The following is a 16,617-nucleotide window of genomic DNA, read 5'->3' on the forward strand; positions in this document are numbered from 1 at the left end:
AAGTACGCCCAAGGACAACCCATGGCGGACCAGGTGATCAATTGGCTGCTGCTGCTGCGCTCCGGCAAGGCAACGGCCCAAGACTACAACGACTTCCTGGCTTGGCGAGCGGCTGACCCTGTCCATGAAAACGCCTGGCAGCAACTGACGGGCACCCTGGCAGGATCGTCGTTTGGCCGGCTTGGCGACGCCTATGCCACCGGCAGTGGCGACGCCGCGGCCGCTGCCCAGTCGCTGATCCCGCCCCCACCCGCCGCCATCGTGCCGCCCCGCCGCCGTTTTCTGACTGGCGCGCTTGCGCTCGCCAGCACCGGCGCGGCCGCTGCCTATGTCGGCAATGCGTTCTACCCGCTGAACAACGTTGCCGCCGACGCGGCCACCGCAACGGGCGAGCGCCGCCGCTACCTGCTGTCGGACGGCAGCCAGCTTTTGCTCGACGCGCGCAGCCGCGTCAACCTGGACTTCACGCCTGCGTATCGTCAGGTCCGTCTGCTGGATGGCGCCGTGACCGTGTCGGTCGCACCCGATTCCCGCCGTCCTTTCCTGGTGCAGACTGCCCAGGGCACGGTCCGCGCGCTCGGCACCCGCTACATGGTGCGCCAGCAGGCGCAGCGTACGGTCGTCGTGGTGCACGAACACGAAGTCGAGGTCGAGACCATGTCCGGGGCGCACGGCACCATTCGCGCCGGCACCGGCGCCCGCTTCGACAATGCCCGCATGGACACGCCGCGCGCCGAGCTCATGGCCGAAGCCGCTTGGGAATCGGGCTGGGTTGAGGCCCGTGGCCGTCCCCTGGGCGAAGTCATTGCGGCGCTGCGCCCCTATCGCAGCGGCACCTTGCGCGTGTCCATGGCCGCAGGCGGCTTGCCCGTGTCCGGCCATTTCCCGTTGGACGACACCGACGCCGCGCTGGACAGCCTGCAAGACCAGATGCCCATCCAGGTGCGCCGTTTCACGCCCTGGTTCGTTTCCATCAACGTCGCCGCCTGACAACGTCCGCCCCGAAGGTATGCCGGGCGGCGCGGTTTCCGTTGTATACTCGACACCTAGTTTTTATCCAGTGGTTTGTCCATTGGTTTTATCGATAGGCGCCGCGAATTTTCCTCATGTTTTCAAGAGGATCTGACGCAAGGGTTCTCCAACCCGGGAATTCTTCCCAGCAGCGCCCTCCCGCCCGGTTGACGGGCGCTCCATCGGTTAAAGCGACATTAAAAGCTTGCATTCCCCACGGGACTTGCTACAATGTTCGACTTTGCCGAATTCAACTTACAAAGCAACATGGCCAATACCGCCCAAGCCCGCAAGCGCGCTCGCCAATCCGTTGAGCGCAACAAGCACAATTCCAGCCTGCGCTCGATGCTGCGCACCGCCATCAAGCGCGTTCGCCAATCCATCGCCGCTGGCGACAAGGCTGCGGCTGGCGAAGTGTTCCAGAAGGCCACCAGCGTGATCGATCGCGTGGCTGACAAGAACATCATCCACAAGAACAAGGCCGCTCGCCACAAGAGCCGCCTGGCTGCCGCCATCAAGGCGCTGGCCTAAGCCATTCTGCCGCCCCGGTCTTCCGGGGCGACACGAATACGGCAAATAAAGAAGGATGCCCACGGGCATCCTTTTTTGTTGTCTGCACCGTTTGTCTGAGCGGTTCGCTGCGCGCCCCAAGGCCCAGCACCTGCGTCTCAGCCGGCCTACCGGGCCAACCCTCTCGGGCGTGCCCTGCCCCGCTTCATGCGGATTCTGCTGCCGCCAGCCTGCCCTTGATAGCTGCCGCGGCGTCGCGCAGCGATCCCATGAACGCGCCGACCAGCGGATTACCGGGACGGTGTTCCGGAAACACCACATTCACGCGGAACGGAAACGACCGTGTCAGCGGCCGGATGTGCAGCCCTCGCCCCACGAAGTCCAGCGCGGTCAGCGGATTGACGATCGCCAGGCCCAGTCCTTGTCGCACGAATGTGCAAACCGACACCGCAGTAGGCGTTTCCACAACGGAGCGGGGCAACACGCCCGCCTGGGCGAACGCTTCGTCGATCTGGACGCGGTAGGGATCGCTGGCGGACAGACTGACGAAGGAATGCCCTTCAAAATCCGCCAGCTCGACCGCCGCGCGCGCCAGCAGCGGATGGCCGTCAGGCAGCACGCAGACCTCGTCAACCTGCACCAGCAACTCCAGCCGGGTGCCGGCTGGCGCGGCATCGTGTTCGGTCAGGCCCAGGTCGTAGCGCTGCGCCGTCAGCCACTCTTCGAGCAGCGGAGACTCCTGGGTTTCGACGGACAGGCTCACACCGGGGTGTTGGCCATGAAAACGCTGAAACGCATCAGGCAGTATCGAATGCGAAAACGCCGGCAGGGTGATCACCGACAGCTGCCCTTCGCGAAACGCCCGCAGACGGGCCGCGGCGGACGCCACGCGCTCAAGGCCGGCGTAGGACTGCCGCACCTCTTCAAAGAGCGCCAACGCCGGCATCGTGGCCCGCAGGCGCCCCGCAATCCGTTCGAAGAGGGCAAAACCGATCGTTTGCTCCATCCGAGCCAGTTCGCGGCTGACGGTGGGCTGCGACGTGTTGAGCAGATCGGCGGCCTTCGTCACGCTGCCCGCGATCATCACCGCGCGGAAGACTTCGATATGCCGATGCGTGAGCATCGCGCCTCCCATATCAGGAATGAATCGGTGTCGAAAATCAAAGCATTTTACTGGATGGACCAACGCAGGCATCATGCCGCCTTCGCTTCACTTCCCACAGGGTTCCTTTCATCATGACCTTCGATCCGCGCCAGCTCACCCAACTTGCCGCCGAACACGGCACGCCGCTCTGGGTGTACGACGCCGCCGTCATCCGCGAACGCATCGCCCAACTGCGCCGCTTCGACACGATCCGCTACGCGCAGAAGGCGTGCTCGAACCTGCACATCCTGCGCCTGATGCGCGCGCAAGGTGTGGTGGTGGATGCGGTATCCCTGGGCGAGATCGAACGCAGCCTGGCCGCCGGCTTCGACCCGCGCAGCGAACCGGAAGGCATCGTCTTCACGGCCGACCTGATCGACCACGCCACGCTGGCCACCGCGCTCAAGCACGGCATCTCGGTCAACGCCGGGTCGCTGGACATGCTGTCGCGTGTGGGCCAGGCGTCGCCGGGCCATCGCGTCTGGTTGCGCATCAACCCGGGCTTTGGCCACGGCCATAGCAACAAGACCAACACCGGCGGCCCGCAAAGCAAGCACGGCATCTGGATCGACGATGTGGCCGAGGCGATCTCCATCGTGCGCCGCCACGGCCTGAAGCTGGTGGGCGTGCACATGCACATCGGTTCGGGCGTGGACTACGGCCATCTTTCCAGCGTGTGCGACGCCATGGTGGACGTGGTGAAGTCGCTGGATCACGACATCGAAGCCATTTCGGCGGGCGGCGGGCTGTCGATCCCCTACCGCGACGGCGAGCCGCGCATCGACTGCGATCACTACTTCGAGCAATGGGATGCCGCGCGTCAGCGCATTGCCCAGTATCTGGGTCATGAGATCCGCCTGGAGATCGAACCCGGCCGCTTCCTGATCGCCGAGTCCGGCGTGCTGGTCGCCGAAGTGCATTCGATCAACCGGCGTCCCGAGCGCGACTTTGCGCTGGTTGACGCGGGCTTCAACGATCTGATGCGCCCGGCCATGTATGGCAGCTATCACCGGATCTCGGTGCATGCGCCGGACGGCAGCGACCCGCAGGACGCGCCGCAGACGCGCATCGCGGTGGCCGGCCCGCTGTGCGAATCGGGCGACGTATTCACGCAGAACGAAGGCGGCGTCATGACCGACCAGTTGCTGCCGCGTCCGCGCATCGGCGACTTCATGGTCTTTCACAACGCAGGTGCTTACGGTTCGTCGATGTCCTCGAACTACAACAGCCGACCGCTCGCACCGGAGGTCCTGCTGGACCAGGGCGAGGCACGCCTGATCCGGCGCCGCCAGACCGTGGCCGAGCTGCTCGCGCTGGAAGAGTAAGCCGCCTGTAAATGCAAACGGCGCCGGACAGTTTGCCTGTCCGGCGCCGGCGTCGCGGTTTCGCTCGCAACGGCCAGCGCCCCCACGGGGGCCTGGCGCATCAAGACATCAGGTCGGGAACGCCTCGCGCAACGCGAAGGTCGCCTGCTTGAATACGCCCAGGTCGGTCCCCACGGCCACGAAGTGCATCCCCATGTCCAGATAACGGCGCGCGTCGGCATGCACGGGCGCCAGAATGCCCACCGCCTTGCCTTGCGCGGTCACGCGCTGATGCAGGTGGCGGATCGCCTCCTGCACCTCGGGGTGGCCGGGGTTGCCAATATGACCCAATGCCGCAGCAAGGTCCGACGGGCCAATGAACACGCCGTCCACGCCTTCGACGGCGGCGATCTCGTCCACCGCCTCGATGCCGGGACGACTTTCGATCTGCAGCAGCACGCAGATGTTGTCGTTGATGGTGTGCAGATAATCCGGCACCGTGCCGTAGCGGTTGCTGCGCATCGCGCCCGCCACGCCGCGAATGCCTTGCGGCGGGTAGCGCGTGGCGGCCACCGCGCGGCGCGCATCTTCTTCGGATTCGATGAAGGGAATCAGCAGGTTGTAGAAACCGATATCCAGCAGGCGCTTGATCTCGACCGGATCATTCCAGGACGGACGCCCCACGGCCGCGCTGGCGCTGCCCTGCAGGGCCTGGAGCTGCTGCAGGAACATCGGCACCTCGTTGGGCGAGTGTTCGCCATCCAGAAGCAGCCAGTCGAAATCCGCCAGGCCGACGAGTTCGGCGGTGATGTGGCTGGACATGCACATCCAGAATCCGATGAGCCGCTCGCGGGCCAGGATGCGTTGCCGGAAACGATTGGGAAGAGGTGAATTCATTGCTGACCTCATGTCTTGAAAAGTGAACTTGGAATCCGATGGCCACGGGAACGCAAAGCGCCCCGGGCTTCTTGCGCGCGGGCCACGACCGGTCAGGCGGGATCCAGCAGATACGGCGTGCCAGCGCGCTCGCAGATGCCGCGCAGGCGTTCGGCCAGCGCTGCGGGAATCGGGATGCCCTCGCGCAGCCGGCGCATGCGCTCGGCCGCTTCGGGCTCGCCCGCCACCAACACGGGTTCGGCGGGATCGGCGGGCGGCGTGTCGTGCATGGCGTCGATCATGTCGTCCATGTCGGTTTCGAACGACCCGGCCGCGCGGAAGGCGTCGGGGTTGAGCGCCAAAAAGAAATGTCCGACGTCGTCGGGCTCGCCGGGGCGGCGCGTGCCCGCACGCCGCGCAGCGAACGCGCTGCCGCTGAGCGTGCCGCCCAGGATCTGCGCCATCATCGCCAGGCCATAGCCTTTGTGGCTGCTCATGGCGGTGGTGCCGCCCAACGGCGTGAGGCCGCCCTCGGGGCGCTTGAAGATGTACTGCATGGCCGCATCCGCGTCCGTGACCGGCGCGCCCTGCCCGTCCACCGCCCAGCCCGGCGGCAGCGGCTTGTCCAGGAAGTCGTAGACCTTGACCTTGTTGGCCGCGACGGTCGTCGTCGCCATGTCGAGCACGAAGGGTTCGTTGTAGGCGGCGGGCGCACCGAACGCGATGGGATTGGTGCCCAGCATCGGCATCGCGCCGCGCGTGGGCACCATGATGACGCCGTTGGCGCTGCTGGTGACCAGTCCCACCACGCCGCGCTCGACGGCGATGCGCGCATAGACGCCGGCCGCGCCGAAGTGGTGCGAGTTGCAGACCGAGACAGCGCCCACGCCGTGTTCCAGCGCCTTGTCCACGGCCAGGTTCATGGCCTGCGCGGCGACCGGATAGCCCAGGCCACCCATGCCGTCGATCAGCGCACTGGCGCCGCCGTCACGCACCACGCGGGCCCGTGCGTCCAGCCGCAGCGTGCCGGCGCGCCATTTGTCCTCATAGGCGGGCAGCATGGAGATGCCATGCGAATCGATGCCCAGCAGGTCCGTGCGCGCCATCAGGCCCGCGGTGATGTGGGCAAGGTCTTCGGCCATGCCCCATGCCATCAGCACCTGCAGGATCTGTTCTCGCACCTGCTCCACCGGCACGGCCGTGGCGTTTGCTCCGTTCCCTGACACTGTCTGTCTCCTGTCGTCTTGTAGGTGAGGCGGGCGTCGGCAGCGGTGTCAGTCCCGGTCGCGGTCGACCAGTCTGTGCCGCGCCTGACCCAGATGGAATTGCATGGCGACGCGCGCGCGTTCGCCGTCCTGTTCGCGGATGGCGTCCAGGATGGTGGCATGTTCGTCCACAACGCGCTGCGCGCGCTGGCGCGAGCCGGTGCGCGTCAGGTTGAGCGTCAGTCGCATGAAGCCGCTGATGGACTCATGGATGCTTTCCAGCACGCCCAGATAGAAGTCGTTGCCGCTGGCCTCGGCAATGCTGGCATGAAAGGCCAGATCCGCTTCGGCGGACACTTGTCCCTTTGCCAGCGAGTCGGCAAACGCGGCGTGAGCGTCGGCAATCTTTCCAAGCTGATCGTCGGTGCGCCGCAGCGCGGCCAGGCGCGCGGCATCGCCCTCCAGCGCCACACGCACTTCCTGGGCGCGCAGATAGGCGCTGACATTCTGCACATCGTTGAAGGCTTTCAGGCGCGGCGCAGGCTGGTGGCTGACAAAAGTGCCCAGGCCCTGGTGCGCGGTGATGAGGCCGTCGGCGCGCAGGCGAAGCAAGGCTTCGCGCACGACGGGCCGCGACACGCCGAAGCGTTCGGAGATTTCGTTTTCGGACGGCAGCTTGTCGCCGACGTTCAGTCCGCCGGACACGATCTGTTCGAAGATCTGCCCGTAAAGCTGGTCCGCCAGCCGCACCCGGTGCCCGCGTTCCAGCACCGGCGCGGCGGGCGCTTGCGCCTCGTCGGGCGCGTGCGGCGTGGATGAGGGGGATGCTTTGGGTCGAGCCACGGAAACTCCTGGTAGTAGGGCCTGCCCTCGCGCGGAGGACAGGCCCTGAAAGACTGCTGCGATGCGCGGACGGCGCTCATCGTACCCGCATTGCGTCCGCTGCGCCGCACGCGGTCATGCCGTGGCGGTTTCGCGGTCCCAGGCGGCCAGCGCGCGCGCCACGGGCGCCACGCGTTCGCGTTCGGTGCTGGAGATGCCAGTCAGAAGCGGCAGCATCGGGCCCATGTCCGCCACGCCCGACAGCGTCACGGCATCGTGCAGCACGCGAATGGGGCTGATGCCGTCGCGGCAGTCTTCCAGGCCCATGTATTGCTCACGCACGGCTTCAGCTTCGTCGAAGCGGCCTTCCTGCAAGAGATGCAGAAGGCGCATCGAACCGCGCGGCGCCACGCAGACGGATCCCGACGTGAAGCTCTTCAGGCCGAATTCGCGGTAGTGGACGATGGCCGGGCGCTCGCCGATGCCGCTGACGACCCAGCGCGAATCCACGGCTTGCAGCAGCGCGGACAGGTAGGCGTCCTCGGACGGGTTGTCGCGCACGACGGCGTACTTGAAGGCGACGAGACGCCCTTCCTCGATCAGACGTGCCGCGGTTTCCGGGGCCAGGTAGTCGGCCGACTTGATGTAGACCACCGCAGGCTTGCCCAGCGCATCCGTGAAGCGGCGCACGCCGTCGGCCAGCCCGGCGTCGGTATAGGGGAAGGACATGGGCAGCAGCATCGCGGTCGGAAAGGCGCGCGATCGCAGGATGGCGGCCTGGTCCATCATCTTGCCGTAGTCGGGCCCCACCGAGGGCAGGATCCAGGTGTCCGGACCCGCCAGGCTTGCCAGCATGTCCACGATGCGTGCATATTCGCTCACACCCACGTTGTAGAAGTTGGCGTTGCCGCCATACATGACGTTGCGCACGCCGCCCGCTTCCAGGTGGCCGAGCAGCGTCTTGTTGGCCGCTTCGTTCAGCGACAGATCGGCGTTGCGGGCCAGCGGCGGCACGGCGATGACCGAGCGCTGCAGATCCTGGGCGGTGACCGGGGTGGTTTTCATGGAAGGGGCTCCTGGCGGGTGGGTTGTCAGTGCGGTTGTCAGATAAGTAAGGTGAAAAAAGTATACTTGGTTGACAAGCTATAGCTCAATACCTATATTTGTTTTACAAGTAGTTCGGCAGCACACAAGTCGCATGAGGCGCGGGCCGCATGCGGCTTTGAGCTCCCGGCGCGCCGGGAGCGGAATACCCCCAGAAACGATGCGCGGCCACGCGCACACCGAGGAGACGAATTCCATGCATGCAGCCCCTGTGCGAGGCCGGTTTATTGCGGCCGCCCTGCTGACGGCCACCGCTTTTGCCCTGCCGGCCTCGCCGGCCTTCGCGGACTACCCCGAACGCGAAGTCAAGATCATCGTGCCCTTCCCCGCCGGCGGCACTGCCGACATCGCCGCGCGCGTCGTGGCGGCCGAACTGGGCAAGAGCTGGAACAAGCCCGTGGTGGTCGACAACAAGGCGGGCGCCGGCGGCAATGTCGGCTCGGCCGAAGCCGCGCGCGCCACGCCCGACGGCTATACCTTCCTGATGGGCACGGTCAGCACCCACGCCATCAATCAGTCCGTGTACGCCAAGCTGCCCTATGACCCGGTCAAGGACTTCGTGCCGGTGACGCTGGTGATCCCGGTGCCCAACATCCTGGAGGTCAACCCCAAGTTCGCCGACAAGCACGGCATCCGCAACGTGGCGGACCTGATCAAATACCTGAAGGCCAATCCCGACAGCGTCAACATGGCGTCCACGGGCAACGGCACTTCCACGCATCTGTCGGGCGAACTCTTCCAGAGCATGACCGGCACGCGCATGACGCACGTGCCCTACAAGGGCAGCAGCCCCGCCCTCACCGACGTGATGGCCGGGCAGGCGGACCTGATCTTCGACAATCTCCCCTCGTCCATGGGCTTCATCAAGGCCGGCAAACTGCGCCCGCTGGCCGTGACGACCGCCAACCGCTCGCCCGCCCTGCCCGACGTGCCCACGATGGCTGAGGCCGGCGTCAAGGGCTACGAGGCCTCGAGCTGGTTCGGTCTGCTGGCGCCGGCCGGCACGCCGCCCGCCATCGTGGAAAAGGTCCAGCGCGACGTGGCGGCGGCCTTGCAGCAGGAGCCCGTGCGCGCACAGCTTCAGGCGCAAGGCGCGACCCCATCCGGCAACACGCCCGCCCAGTTCAAGCAGTTCATGGCCCAGGAAACCGTCAAGTGGGCCGACGTTGTGAAGAAATCCGGCGCCAAGGTCGACTGACCCTGCGCCGATCCGGGGCCCGTCCGCAACGCGTGAGCGGCGGGCTCTTCATCATCACGCGAACCAGGAGACACCATGAACAAACTGATCAGCGCCGTACTCGCGGCGGGCGCCGTTGTGCTTGGGTCGCCGGCGGCCCTTGCCGCCGGTTACCCGGAAAAGCCCGTCACCATGATCGTGCCCTTCGTGCCAGGCGGTTCTTCCGACATCACCGGGCGCTCGGTCACGCCGGCGCTGGCGAAGATCCTGGGGCAGACCTTCGTCGTCGAGAACAAGCCGGGCGCGAACAGCGCGATCGGGGCGCAGGCGCTGGCCCGCTCCACGCCCGACGGCTACACCATGATGGTCGGTTCCATCGGTACCTTCGCCATCAACGAAGCGCTGTACAAGAATCTGTCGTACAACCCCAGCAAGGACTTCACCTACCTGACGCAGGCAGTGCGCAATCCCAACGTGCTGGTCGCGGCCACGTCCTTTCCGGCCAGCACCGTGGCCGAGCTGGTGGACTACGCCAAGAAGAATCCGAACCGCGTGTCGTACGCCTCGTCGGGCACAGGCTCGTCGGATCACCTGTCGGCCGTGCTGTTCCGCCAGCGCACGCAAAGCACCGGCGTCGACGTGCCGTACAAGGGCGGCGGCGCCGCCATCGCGGACCTGATCGGCGGCCAGGTCAACGTGTCCTTCCAGAATCTGGGCGCGGTGCAGAACCACATCAAGGCGGGCAAGCTGAAGGCGCTGGCCATCACGGGCGACACGCGCGCGACCGACCTGCCCGACGTGCCGACGCTGGCCGAGGCCGGCATCAAAGATATGGTCGTGTATTCCTGGCAGGGCTTTGCCGTGCCCAAGGGTACGCCGCAGCCGGTCGTCGACAAGCTGGCCGAGGCCTTGCGCACCGCGCTGCGCGAACCGCAGACGCAGAAGACGCTGCAAGGCCTGGGCTTTGAAGTGGTCGCCAACACGCCGCAGCAGTTCGCGGAATTCCAGCAGGCCGAGGTCAAGCGCTGGAAGGACGTGATCCAGAAAGCCAACATCCAGCTCGAGTAAAGCGGCGGGATGCCCGAAGCCGGGCATCTTTCGTCCGCGGCCCGTCCCGATCCCGCGGATGCGGGGCGGGCCCGCGGTCTTCTGCATGAATCAAGTAGCATGAACCCTTCGCCACCCAACCGTACGACAACATGACCACCAAGCAACGCATCATCCAGGTCGGCTCGCTGGCCGGCTCTCCCTCCGCCAACAAGCGCCTGGCCGACGGCTATGACGTCATCGAATTGTGGAAGTACCCGGATCGCAAGGCCGCGCTGGCCGAACATGGCAAAGGCGTCACCGCCGTCGTCACGTCCGCGAATTTCGGCGCCAACGCCGAACTCATCAACGCGCTGCCCGACCTGAAGGCCATCTGCAGCTGGGGCGTGGGCTACGAGACGATCGATGTCGACGCCGCGCGCAAGCGTGGCGTGCTGGTCAGCAATACGCCGGACGTGTTGACGGATTGCGTGGCCGATCTGGCCTGGGGCCTGTTGATCGCAGGCGCGCGCCGCATGGGCCAGGGCGAACGCTTCGTGCGCGCCGGCCAATGGGGTCAGGTGCACGGCAGCATTCCGCTGGGGCTGCGCGTCAGCGGCAAGAAACTGGGCATCGTGGGTCTGGGCCGCATCGGCGAAGCCATCGCCAAGCGCGGTACGGGCTTTGACATGGACGTGCGCTATCACAACCGCAGAAAGCGCGACGACGTCGACTATGGCTACGAGGCCTCGCTGACGGACCTGGCCAAGTGGGCCGATTTCCTGATCGTGGCAACCGTCGGCGGACCGAGCACGCGCCACCTGGTGAACCGCGAGGTGCTCGAGGCGTTGGGACCCAAGGGCATCATCGTCAACATTGCACGCGGGCCGGTCATCGACGAGACGGCGCTGGTCGCCGCGCTTGAAGCCGGCAAGCTGGGCTGCGCCGCGCTCGACGTCTTCGAGCACGAGCCCAAGGTGCCGGAAGCGCTGATCAAGAGCGACAAGGCCGTGCTGCTGCCGCACATCGGCAGCGCCACCGAGGAAACGCGTCTGGCAATGGAAGACATGATGCTGGAGAACCTGCAGTCGTTCTTCGAGAACGGCCGCGTGATCACGCCAGTGGAATAAGCGAATGCGGCCGCCGCCGGCATGGCGCGCGGCTTGAAGCAGAAATGAAAAAGCCTCTCGGCGCCCATACCGAGAGGCTTTCGACTTTCCGGCCCCCGCGTGTCCGGTCAGTCTTTGTCGCGCAAAGGAACGTGGGCGTCGCCGCCCGGCGCGGTTACTTGGTCGGCGTCGTGGCGCCGGACTTGTGGTTGGTCGCTGCGCCTGCTGAATGCTTGGCGGATGACTTGTCAGCCTTGTGATGCTTGTGATGCGCCTGGGTCTTGGTGTCGCCGGTCTTGCTGGCGCCAGCCGCGAACGCCGACGGCGCGGCAGCGAGGCCAAGGCACAGGGCCGAAGTGGAAAGAAACGCAGCAATGCGGGAGTGAGTCGTCATGTAAGTACTCCTGGTTGGTGAAGGGCATATGCCCTTTTCCGTTACGGGGCGGCACGATGCCGCTAGGCCCGTATGCGGTTGGAAGCTTGCCCATCCAGAAGGTTCAACGCCGAACCACAATTTTTCGGTCTCTCAAGATTTGTTGCTAGCCCTCAAACGCCAACAACGCCACCGTCGCAAACAACATCAGCGCAAAGCAAGCTCTCAGCTTGCGTTCAGGAAGTCGGTACGCAAGCCGCACGCCGATGGGCACGAAGATGAGGCTGCCGATCGCGAGCGGCGCGCCGACCATCCAGTTGGCCTGCCCTGCCCATGTGTAGGTGACGAGCGCGATCATCGAGCCCGGAATCACCATGCTGAGCGCGAGCGCTTGCGCGGCGGTCTGCGGCAGGCGGAAGACCGATGTGATGATGGGAACGGCCAGCACCGCGCCGCCCACGCCGAAGAACCCGCCAAGCGTGCCGCACAGCATGCCCAGCACGCTGGCGCGCCGCGGCGTGAAGACGGGCGTGGCGCGTGTCGGCCGCGGTGCGTGGTGGGCCGCCGGGCGCGAGGCGCGCCACGTCTGCCAGACGTAGAACAGCGCTATGAAGAACAGGAACACCGCGAAGCTCTGACGCAGCAAGGTCGAGTCGATGCCCAGCGCCATCTGCGCGCCCACCCATGTGAACACCACGGCGCCCGCCGCACCGGCCAACGCGACGCGCTTGTCGATGCGCGTCTGCTGGTTGTATTTGCGCACGGCCATCATGATGGTCGGCAAGACCATGATGAGCGCCGTGCCCTGCGCGAGCTGCTGCGACATGCCCATCAGCAGGACCAGGGCCGGAATGGCGATCAGCCCGCCCCCGATGCCCAGCACGCCGCCCATGAAACCGATCATGCAGCCGGCGGCCAGGCATGCGGCGATGACGAACAGACTCACGTATTGCTCCAACCAACGACGCCACGCATCAGCGCAGCTTTTCCAGTGCCGCGTCCAGCCGGTCCACCGCCCAGATCTCCAGGCCCTCGATGGGCTGGCGCGGCGCGTTGGCCTTGGGGATGAGGGCCACCGAAAAGCCGAGCTTGGCGGCTTCGCGCAGGCGCTCCTGCCCGCGCGGGGCGGGACGGATCTCGCCGGCCAGACCGACTTCGCCGAACGCGATCAGACCGCGCGGCAGCGGCCGGTCGCGCAGCGAAGACATGATGGCCAGCAGTACCGGCAGGTCGGCCGCGGGTTCGGTGATGCGCACGCCGCCCACCGCGTTGACGAACACGTCCTGGTCGAAGGTGGACACGCCCGCATGCCGGTGCAGCACGGCCAGCAGCATGGCAAGCCGGTTGCCTTCCAGGCCGACCGTCAGGCGGCGCGGATTGGGCGCATGGGAACTGTCGACGAGCGCCTGGATTTCGACCAGCAACGGGCGTGTGCCTTCCTGCGTGGCCATGACGCACGAGCCCGCGACCTGCTGTTCGTGTTGAGACAGGAACAAGGCGGACGGATTGGCCACGCCGCGCAAGCCGCGGTCGGTCATGGCGAACACGCCCAGTTCGTTGACGGCGCCAAAGCGGTTCTTGAACGCGCGCACCAGGCGGAACGACGAATGCGTGTCGCCCTCGAAATACAGCACGGTATCCACGATGTGTTCCAGCACGCGCGGGCCGGCCAGCGCGCCGTCTTTGGTGACGTGGCCGATCATGACGATCGCGATGCCCGTCTGCTTGGCCAGCCGCGTCAGCTGCGCGGCACATTCGCGCACCTGCGAGACCGAGCCCGGCGCCGCGGTGAGTTCGCCGCTGTACAGCGTCTGGATCGAATCGATGACGGCAACCGACGGCTTCTGTTCCGACACCGCGGCCTGGATGGCTTCGAGACGGATTTCGGCCAGCAAATTGACGTTGCCGGTTTGCAGGCCAAGCCGGCGCGCGCGCAGCGCGACCTGTTCGGCGGATTCTTCGCCCGTGACGTACAGCACGTTGGTGGATTCTGATAGCGAAGCCAGCGCCTGCAATAGCAGCGTCGACTTGCCGATGCCGGGGTCGCCGCCGATCAGCACCACCGCGCCGGCCACCAGCCCGCCACCGAGCACGCGGTCGAATTCGTCCAGGCCGGTGGGCGTGCGCGGAGTTTCGCGGGCCTCGATTTCGGACAGGCTGCGCACCGGGCTGGACGAGGCCAGCGGCGCATAACGATGGGCAGCGGCCGCGGGCGCGGACGATTCCACCGTTTCTTCAAGCGTGTTCCACGCGTTGCAGTGCGGGCATTTTCCCTGCCACTTGGGGGTGGTGCCGCCGCAATCGGCGCACACATATACGGTTCGGGTTTTTGCCATGCGCGAAAGTGTACCCGGCAACCTGCGGGCGCTGCGCCAGTACCGAGATCGTTTTGGCACACCGATTGCGCACGGGCGAAAGGCATTTCTTTCAGACAGCTTTCACAAACCACGCAGCGCAGTGGTTACATGATGCAAACAGAAGAAATTTCCTGCCCGATCCGTTTCAAATCGCGCATAATCGCCAGGTGCAGCGCATATTGTCGAACCGTCCCGACCGGACGGCATACTCCACGACGGACGTCCTTGCGACGCACTGCGTGGGGAATCGCGGCGCAATCACTCGCGGCCTTTCACGAGACCGCTCAAACCGGAACATGACCCCAGCACGACCAGACGCCGGACCACCGGCGCGGCGCTCGCAAAGGTCGAACGCGGATACGCTGTGCCACCCGGCGTATGTGCGAGGAGTACGCGCATGAGCATTACTTATCGCCCCCCTTTTGACGAAGACGATGAACGGGATCTGCGCGCCCTGTACCGCAAGCCGGGTCCCGGCGCCAATCCGGAACTGGATGCCGCGGTACGACGCAGATGGCACCCCGGCCATAGCTGGCATCCCGGTTGGGGCGCCGCCGCCTGCGCCGTGATGGTCGCAGGCCTGTTTGCATGGACCGACATGCGCGAGGCCATCGAGGACACCGAGCCTCAGATGCAACTGGTGGCTGTACAGGAAAGCGACGCCGCGCAGACTGCGCCTTCCGCGTCCGCCGCGCCGGCCAGCGATCCGTCGCCCCTGCGCCGCGTCGTCGCGCTGCAACAGGAACCAGCCGTCCCGGCACAGCCGGCGGTGTCGCAACCTGCATCGACCCAACCCGTCTCGACCCATCCTGCAGCGGCGCAATCCGCCGCGGCCGCAGCACCCGCCGAGCCCGCGGCCCCTGAAACGGCTGCGCAGGAATCCGCGCAGGCAGCCGCGCAGGAGGCCCCGGCAGAAGCACAGCAGGTTGCAGCCTTTACCGAACAGGACATCGAGGCGCGCGTGGCCCAGATCCGCGGCCTGATCGTGGACGACCGCGAAGAAGACGCCGTGCAGGCGTTGCGCGAGCTGCAGCGGGGCGCGCCCGATTTTGCGCTGCCCGACGACCTGCAGGAACTGTCCCGCCAGAACCCGGCGTGACGTCCGGGACTGGCCCTCGCCAGTCCCAATGCGGCCTTGGCTTTGCCTCCTGACTGCGGCCTGACTGCGCCGCTGGTCCGCCCCCCTGACCTGCCCCTGCCCCGGCCCGCCGCCGCGCCGGGGCAGGCCGCGTTCAGGCCTGAATAATTGAGCATTTTTTGGGCGGCTTCTTGCTAACATAGCCGCCATGAGTCCGAGCTTCCACCACCGCAATCTTCCCCATTTGCTGCTCTACGCGCGCGAAACGCTGATGGCGCATTTCCGCCCCATCCTGCACGCAGCCGGCGTCACCGAACAGCAATGGCGGGTCTTGCGCACGCTGAGCGAGGTAGGCTCGCTGGAACCCAATCAGATCGCCCGGGCCTGTCAGATCCTGAGCCCCAGCCTCACGCGCATGCTGGCCGGCATGGAAGAGCAAGGGCTCATCAAGCGCACGCGGTCCAGCGCCGACCAGCGCCGCCAGGAAATCTCCCTGACCGCCAAAAGCAACAAGCTCATCGACCGCATGCGGCCCCAGGTCGACGCGAAGTACCAGGAAATCGAAGAAAGGATCGGCAAGGAATTGCTGGAGCGCCTGTACACCGATGTGGACGCCATGGTCGACCTCATCAAGCGCGACGGCCCCACCCGCGATGCCGGTACGCCCTGAACGTCAATCCCCCCTCCTCCCTCCACGCGATCCCCAGTCCATGGACCTCCTGACCAATACGTTCAAGCAAGCCCTGCGCGACGGAAAACCCCAGATCGGCCTGTGGGCCGGCCTGGCCAGCGCCTACACCTCGGAAATCCTTGCGGGCGCCGGGTTCGACTGGCTGCTGATCGACGGCGAGCACGCGCCCAATACGCTCGACTCCACCCTCGCCCAATTGCAGTCCGTGGCGGCGTATCCGGTTGCCCCCGTGGTGCGTCCGGCCTGGAATGACCCCGTCCAGATCAAGCAGATCCTGGACACCGGCGCGCAGACGGTGCTGGTGCCCATGATCCAATCGGCGCAGGAAGCGGCCGCCGCGGTTGCTGCCGTGCGCTATCCGCCGCAGGGCATCCGCGGGGTGGGCAGTGCGCTGGCGCGCGCGTCGCGCTGGAATCGCATTCCCAACTACCTTGAACGCGCCAACGACCAGATGTGCGTGCTGGTGCAGATCGAAACCCCGGACGGCATCGCGGCGCTTGACGAGATCCTGGCCGTGGACGGCGTGGATGGTGTCTTTATCGGACCCGCCGACCTGTCGGCCAGCATGGGCTACCTGGGCCAGCCGGAGCATCCCGTGGTCGAGAAGACCATCGACGATGCCATCGCGCGCATCGTGCGGTCCGGCAAGGCGGCAGGCATCCTGCACAGCGGCGTGACGCAGGCCAAGCATTACCTGTCCTTGGGCGCGACCTTCGTGGCGGTGGGCGTGGACGCCGTACTGCTGGCGCGCGCGGCCGAGGCGCTGGCCGGCGAGTTCAAGGAACTGGCCGCCGTCGGCGCAAGCAAGGGTCCGTACTGACGTGCGCGGC

Annotated in this window: 17 protein-coding genes; 9 read left to right on the plus strand and 8 right to left on the minus strand. The window is 66.3% G+C overall.

Going from position 1 to position 16,617, the window contains the following annotated elements; genetic code table 11:
* Positions 1 to 21 precede the first annotated feature (21 nt).
* Both HV681_RS13130 and rpsT read left to right on the plus strand, forming a co-directional pair.
* Positions 22 to 990: a FecR domain-containing protein gene (locus HV681_RS13130; protein WP_175123488.1), complete on the plus strand. Its 969-nt coding sequence runs from the start codon at positions 22 to 24 to the stop codon at positions 988 to 990.
* A gap of 288 nt (positions 991 to 1,278) precedes the next feature.
* Positions 1,279 to 1,542 (plus strand): 30S ribosomal protein S20, encoded by a 264-nt coding sequence (gene rpsT, locus HV681_RS13135; protein WP_043542310.1) that lies wholly within the window; start codon positions 1,279 to 1,281, stop codon positions 1,540 to 1,542.
* 184 nt (positions 1,543 to 1,726) lie between these two features.
* Here rpsT and HV681_RS13140 read toward each other — a convergent pair whose 3' ends face one another.
* Positions 1,727 to 2,644 (minus strand): LysR family transcriptional regulator, encoded by a 918-nt coding sequence (locus tag HV681_RS13140; protein ID WP_175123489.1) that lies wholly within the window; start codon positions 2,642 to 2,644, stop codon positions 1,727 to 1,729.
* Between the two features lie 113 nt (positions 2,645 to 2,757).
* Here HV681_RS13140 and lysA point away from each other — a divergent pair, with 113 nt between their 5' ends.
* Positions 2,758 to 3,990 carry a diaminopimelate decarboxylase gene (gene lysA, locus HV681_RS13145; RefSeq protein WP_175123490.1) on the plus strand — a complete coding sequence of 411 codons (1,233 nt, stop codon included), beginning with the start codon at positions 2,758 to 2,760 and terminating at the stop codon, positions 3,988 to 3,990.
* 108 nt (positions 3,991 to 4,098) lie between these two features.
* On the opposite strand, the gene garL is transcribed toward lysA, so the two are convergent.
* The 4 genes from garL to HV681_RS13165 form a co-directional block, all read right to left on the minus strand.
* Positions 4,099 to 4,866: a 2-dehydro-3-deoxyglucarate aldolase gene (garL, locus tag HV681_RS13150; RefSeq protein WP_056562673.1), complete on the minus strand. Its 768-nt coding sequence runs from the start codon at positions 4,864 to 4,866 to the stop codon at positions 4,099 to 4,101.
* A gap of 92 nt (positions 4,867 to 4,958) precedes the next feature.
* Complete coding sequence (locus HV681_RS13155; RefSeq protein WP_175123491.1) at positions 4,959 to 6,071, minus strand: Ldh family oxidoreductase; 1,113 nt, start codon at positions 6,069 to 6,071, stop codon at positions 4,959 to 4,961.
* 48 nt (positions 6,072 to 6,119) lie between these two features.
* A complete protein-coding gene (locus HV681_RS13160) occupies positions 6,120 to 6,893 on the minus strand; it encodes a FadR/GntR family transcriptional regulator (protein WP_437340382.1) in 774 nt (257 codons plus the stop codon).
* Between the two features lie 114 nt (positions 6,894 to 7,007).
* Positions 7,008 to 7,937 carry a dihydrodipicolinate synthase family protein gene (locus HV681_RS13165; protein WP_175123492.1) on the minus strand — a complete coding sequence of 310 codons (930 nt, stop codon included), beginning with the start codon at positions 7,935 to 7,937 and terminating at the stop codon, positions 7,008 to 7,010.
* 235 nt (positions 7,938 to 8,172) lie between these two features.
* Here HV681_RS13165 and HV681_RS13170 point away from each other — a divergent pair, with 235 nt between their 5' ends.
* From HV681_RS13170 to HV681_RS13180, 3 genes are all read left to right on the plus strand, one after another.
* Positions 8,173 to 9,174 carry a Bug family tripartite tricarboxylate transporter substrate binding protein gene (locus HV681_RS13170; protein ID WP_175123493.1) on the plus strand — a complete coding sequence of 334 codons (1,002 nt, stop codon included), beginning with the start codon at positions 8,173 to 8,175 and terminating at the stop codon, positions 9,172 to 9,174.
* A gap of 75 nt (positions 9,175 to 9,249) precedes the next feature.
* Complete coding sequence (locus HV681_RS13175; protein ID WP_175123494.1) at positions 9,250 to 10,221, plus strand: Bug family tripartite tricarboxylate transporter substrate binding protein; 972 nt, start codon at positions 9,250 to 9,252, stop codon at positions 10,219 to 10,221.
* Between the two features lie 131 nt (positions 10,222 to 10,352).
* Complete coding sequence (locus HV681_RS13180; protein ID WP_175123495.1) at positions 10,353 to 11,309, plus strand: 2-hydroxyacid dehydrogenase; 957 nt, start codon at positions 10,353 to 10,355, stop codon at positions 11,307 to 11,309.
* 154 nt (positions 11,310 to 11,463) lie between these two features.
* Here the strand turns inward: HV681_RS13180 and HV681_RS13185 are convergent, their stop codons facing one another.
* From HV681_RS13185 to radA, 3 genes are all read right to left on the minus strand, one after another.
* Positions 11,464 to 11,682 carry a hypothetical protein gene (locus HV681_RS13185; RefSeq protein ID WP_175123496.1) on the minus strand — a complete coding sequence of 73 codons (219 nt, stop codon included), beginning with the start codon at positions 11,680 to 11,682 and terminating at the stop codon, positions 11,464 to 11,466.
* Between the two features lie 145 nt (positions 11,683 to 11,827).
* Entirely contained in the window at positions 11,828 to 12,607 is a 780-nt protein-coding gene (locus HV681_RS13190) for a sulfite exporter TauE/SafE family protein (RefSeq protein WP_175123497.1), read from the minus strand.
* 28 nt (positions 12,608 to 12,635) lie between these two features.
* On the minus strand, positions 12,636 to 13,997 hold the full coding sequence (gene radA / locus HV681_RS13195; protein ID WP_175123498.1) for a DNA repair protein RadA: 1,362 nt from the start codon (positions 13,995 to 13,997) through the stop codon (positions 12,636 to 12,638).
* Between the two features lie 418 nt (positions 13,998 to 14,415).
* On the opposite strand from radA, the gene HV681_RS13200 reads away from it, so the two are divergent.
* From HV681_RS13200 to hpaI, 3 genes are all read left to right on the plus strand, one after another.
* A complete protein-coding gene (locus HV681_RS13200) occupies positions 14,416 to 15,117 on the plus strand; it encodes a hypothetical protein (RefSeq protein ID WP_175123499.1) in 702 nt (233 codons plus the stop codon).
* A 187-nt stretch (positions 15,118 to 15,304) separates the two neighbouring features.
* Positions 15,305 to 15,766 carry a homoprotocatechuate degradation operon regulator HpaR gene (hpaR, locus tag HV681_RS13205; protein WP_105239511.1) on the plus strand — a complete coding sequence of 154 codons (462 nt, stop codon included), beginning with the start codon at positions 15,305 to 15,307 and terminating at the stop codon, positions 15,764 to 15,766.
* A gap of 40 nt (positions 15,767 to 15,806) precedes the next feature.
* The gene (gene hpaI, locus HV681_RS13210) at positions 15,807 to 16,607 is read left to right on the plus strand and encodes a 4-hydroxy-2-oxoheptanedioate aldolase (RefSeq protein WP_175123500.1); all 801 of its coding nucleotides are present in this window, start codon (positions 15,807 to 15,809) and stop codon (positions 16,605 to 16,607) included.
* Positions 16,608 to 16,617 lie beyond the last annotated feature (10 nt).

Source organism: Achromobacter animicus (genome assembly GCF_902859585.1).
Lineage (GTDB): Bacteria > Pseudomonadota > Gammaproteobacteria > Burkholderiales > Burkholderiaceae_B > Achromobacter > Achromobacter animicus.

Excerpts from the sequence above, each read along its gene's own strand:
- HV681_RS13130 (WP_175123488.1), top strand. The coding sequence starts at position 22 with ATGGCGGACCAGGTGATCAATTGGCTGCTGCTGCTGCGCTCCGGCAAG.
- rpsT (WP_043542310.1), top strand. The coding sequence starts at position 1,279 with ATGGCCAATACCGCCCAAGCCCGCAAGCGCGCTCGCCAATCCGTTGAG.
- HV681_RS13140 (WP_175123489.1), bottom strand. The coding sequence starts at position 2,644 with ATGCTCACGCATCGGCATATCGAAGTCTTCCGCGCGGTGATGATCGCG.
- lysA (WP_175123490.1), top strand. The coding sequence starts at position 2,758 with ATGACCTTCGATCCGCGCCAGCTCACCCAACTTGCCGCCGAACACGGC.
- garL (WP_056562673.1), bottom strand. The coding sequence starts at position 4,866 with ATGAATTCACCTCTTCCCAATCGTTTCCGGCAACGCATCCTGGCCCGC.
- HV681_RS13165 (WP_175123492.1), bottom strand. The coding sequence starts at position 7,937 with ATGAAAACCACCCCGGTCACCGCCCAGGATCTGCAGCGCTCGGTCATC.
- HV681_RS13170 (WP_175123493.1), top strand. The coding sequence starts at position 8,173 with ATGCATGCAGCCCCTGTGCGAGGCCGGTTTATTGCGGCCGCCCTGCTG.
- HV681_RS13175 (WP_175123494.1), top strand. The coding sequence starts at position 9,250 with ATGAACAAACTGATCAGCGCCGTACTCGCGGCGGGCGCCGTTGTGCTT.
- HV681_RS13180 (WP_175123495.1), top strand. The coding sequence starts at position 10,353 with ATGACCACCAAGCAACGCATCATCCAGGTCGGCTCGCTGGCCGGCTCT.
- HV681_RS13185 (WP_175123496.1), bottom strand. The coding sequence starts at position 11,682 with ATGACGACTCACTCCCGCATTGCTGCGTTTCTTTCCACTTCGGCCCTG.
- radA (WP_175123498.1), bottom strand. The coding sequence starts at position 13,997 with ATGGCAAAAACCCGAACCGTATATGTGTGCGCCGATTGCGGCGGCACC.
- HV681_RS13200 (WP_175123499.1), top strand. The coding sequence starts at position 14,416 with ATGAGCATTACTTATCGCCCCCCTTTTGACGAAGACGATGAACGGGAT.
- hpaR (WP_105239511.1), top strand. The coding sequence starts at position 15,305 with ATGAGTCCGAGCTTCCACCACCGCAATCTTCCCCATTTGCTGCTCTAC.
- hpaI (WP_175123500.1), top strand. The coding sequence starts at position 15,807 with ATGGACCTCCTGACCAATACGTTCAAGCAAGCCCTGCGCGACGGAAAA.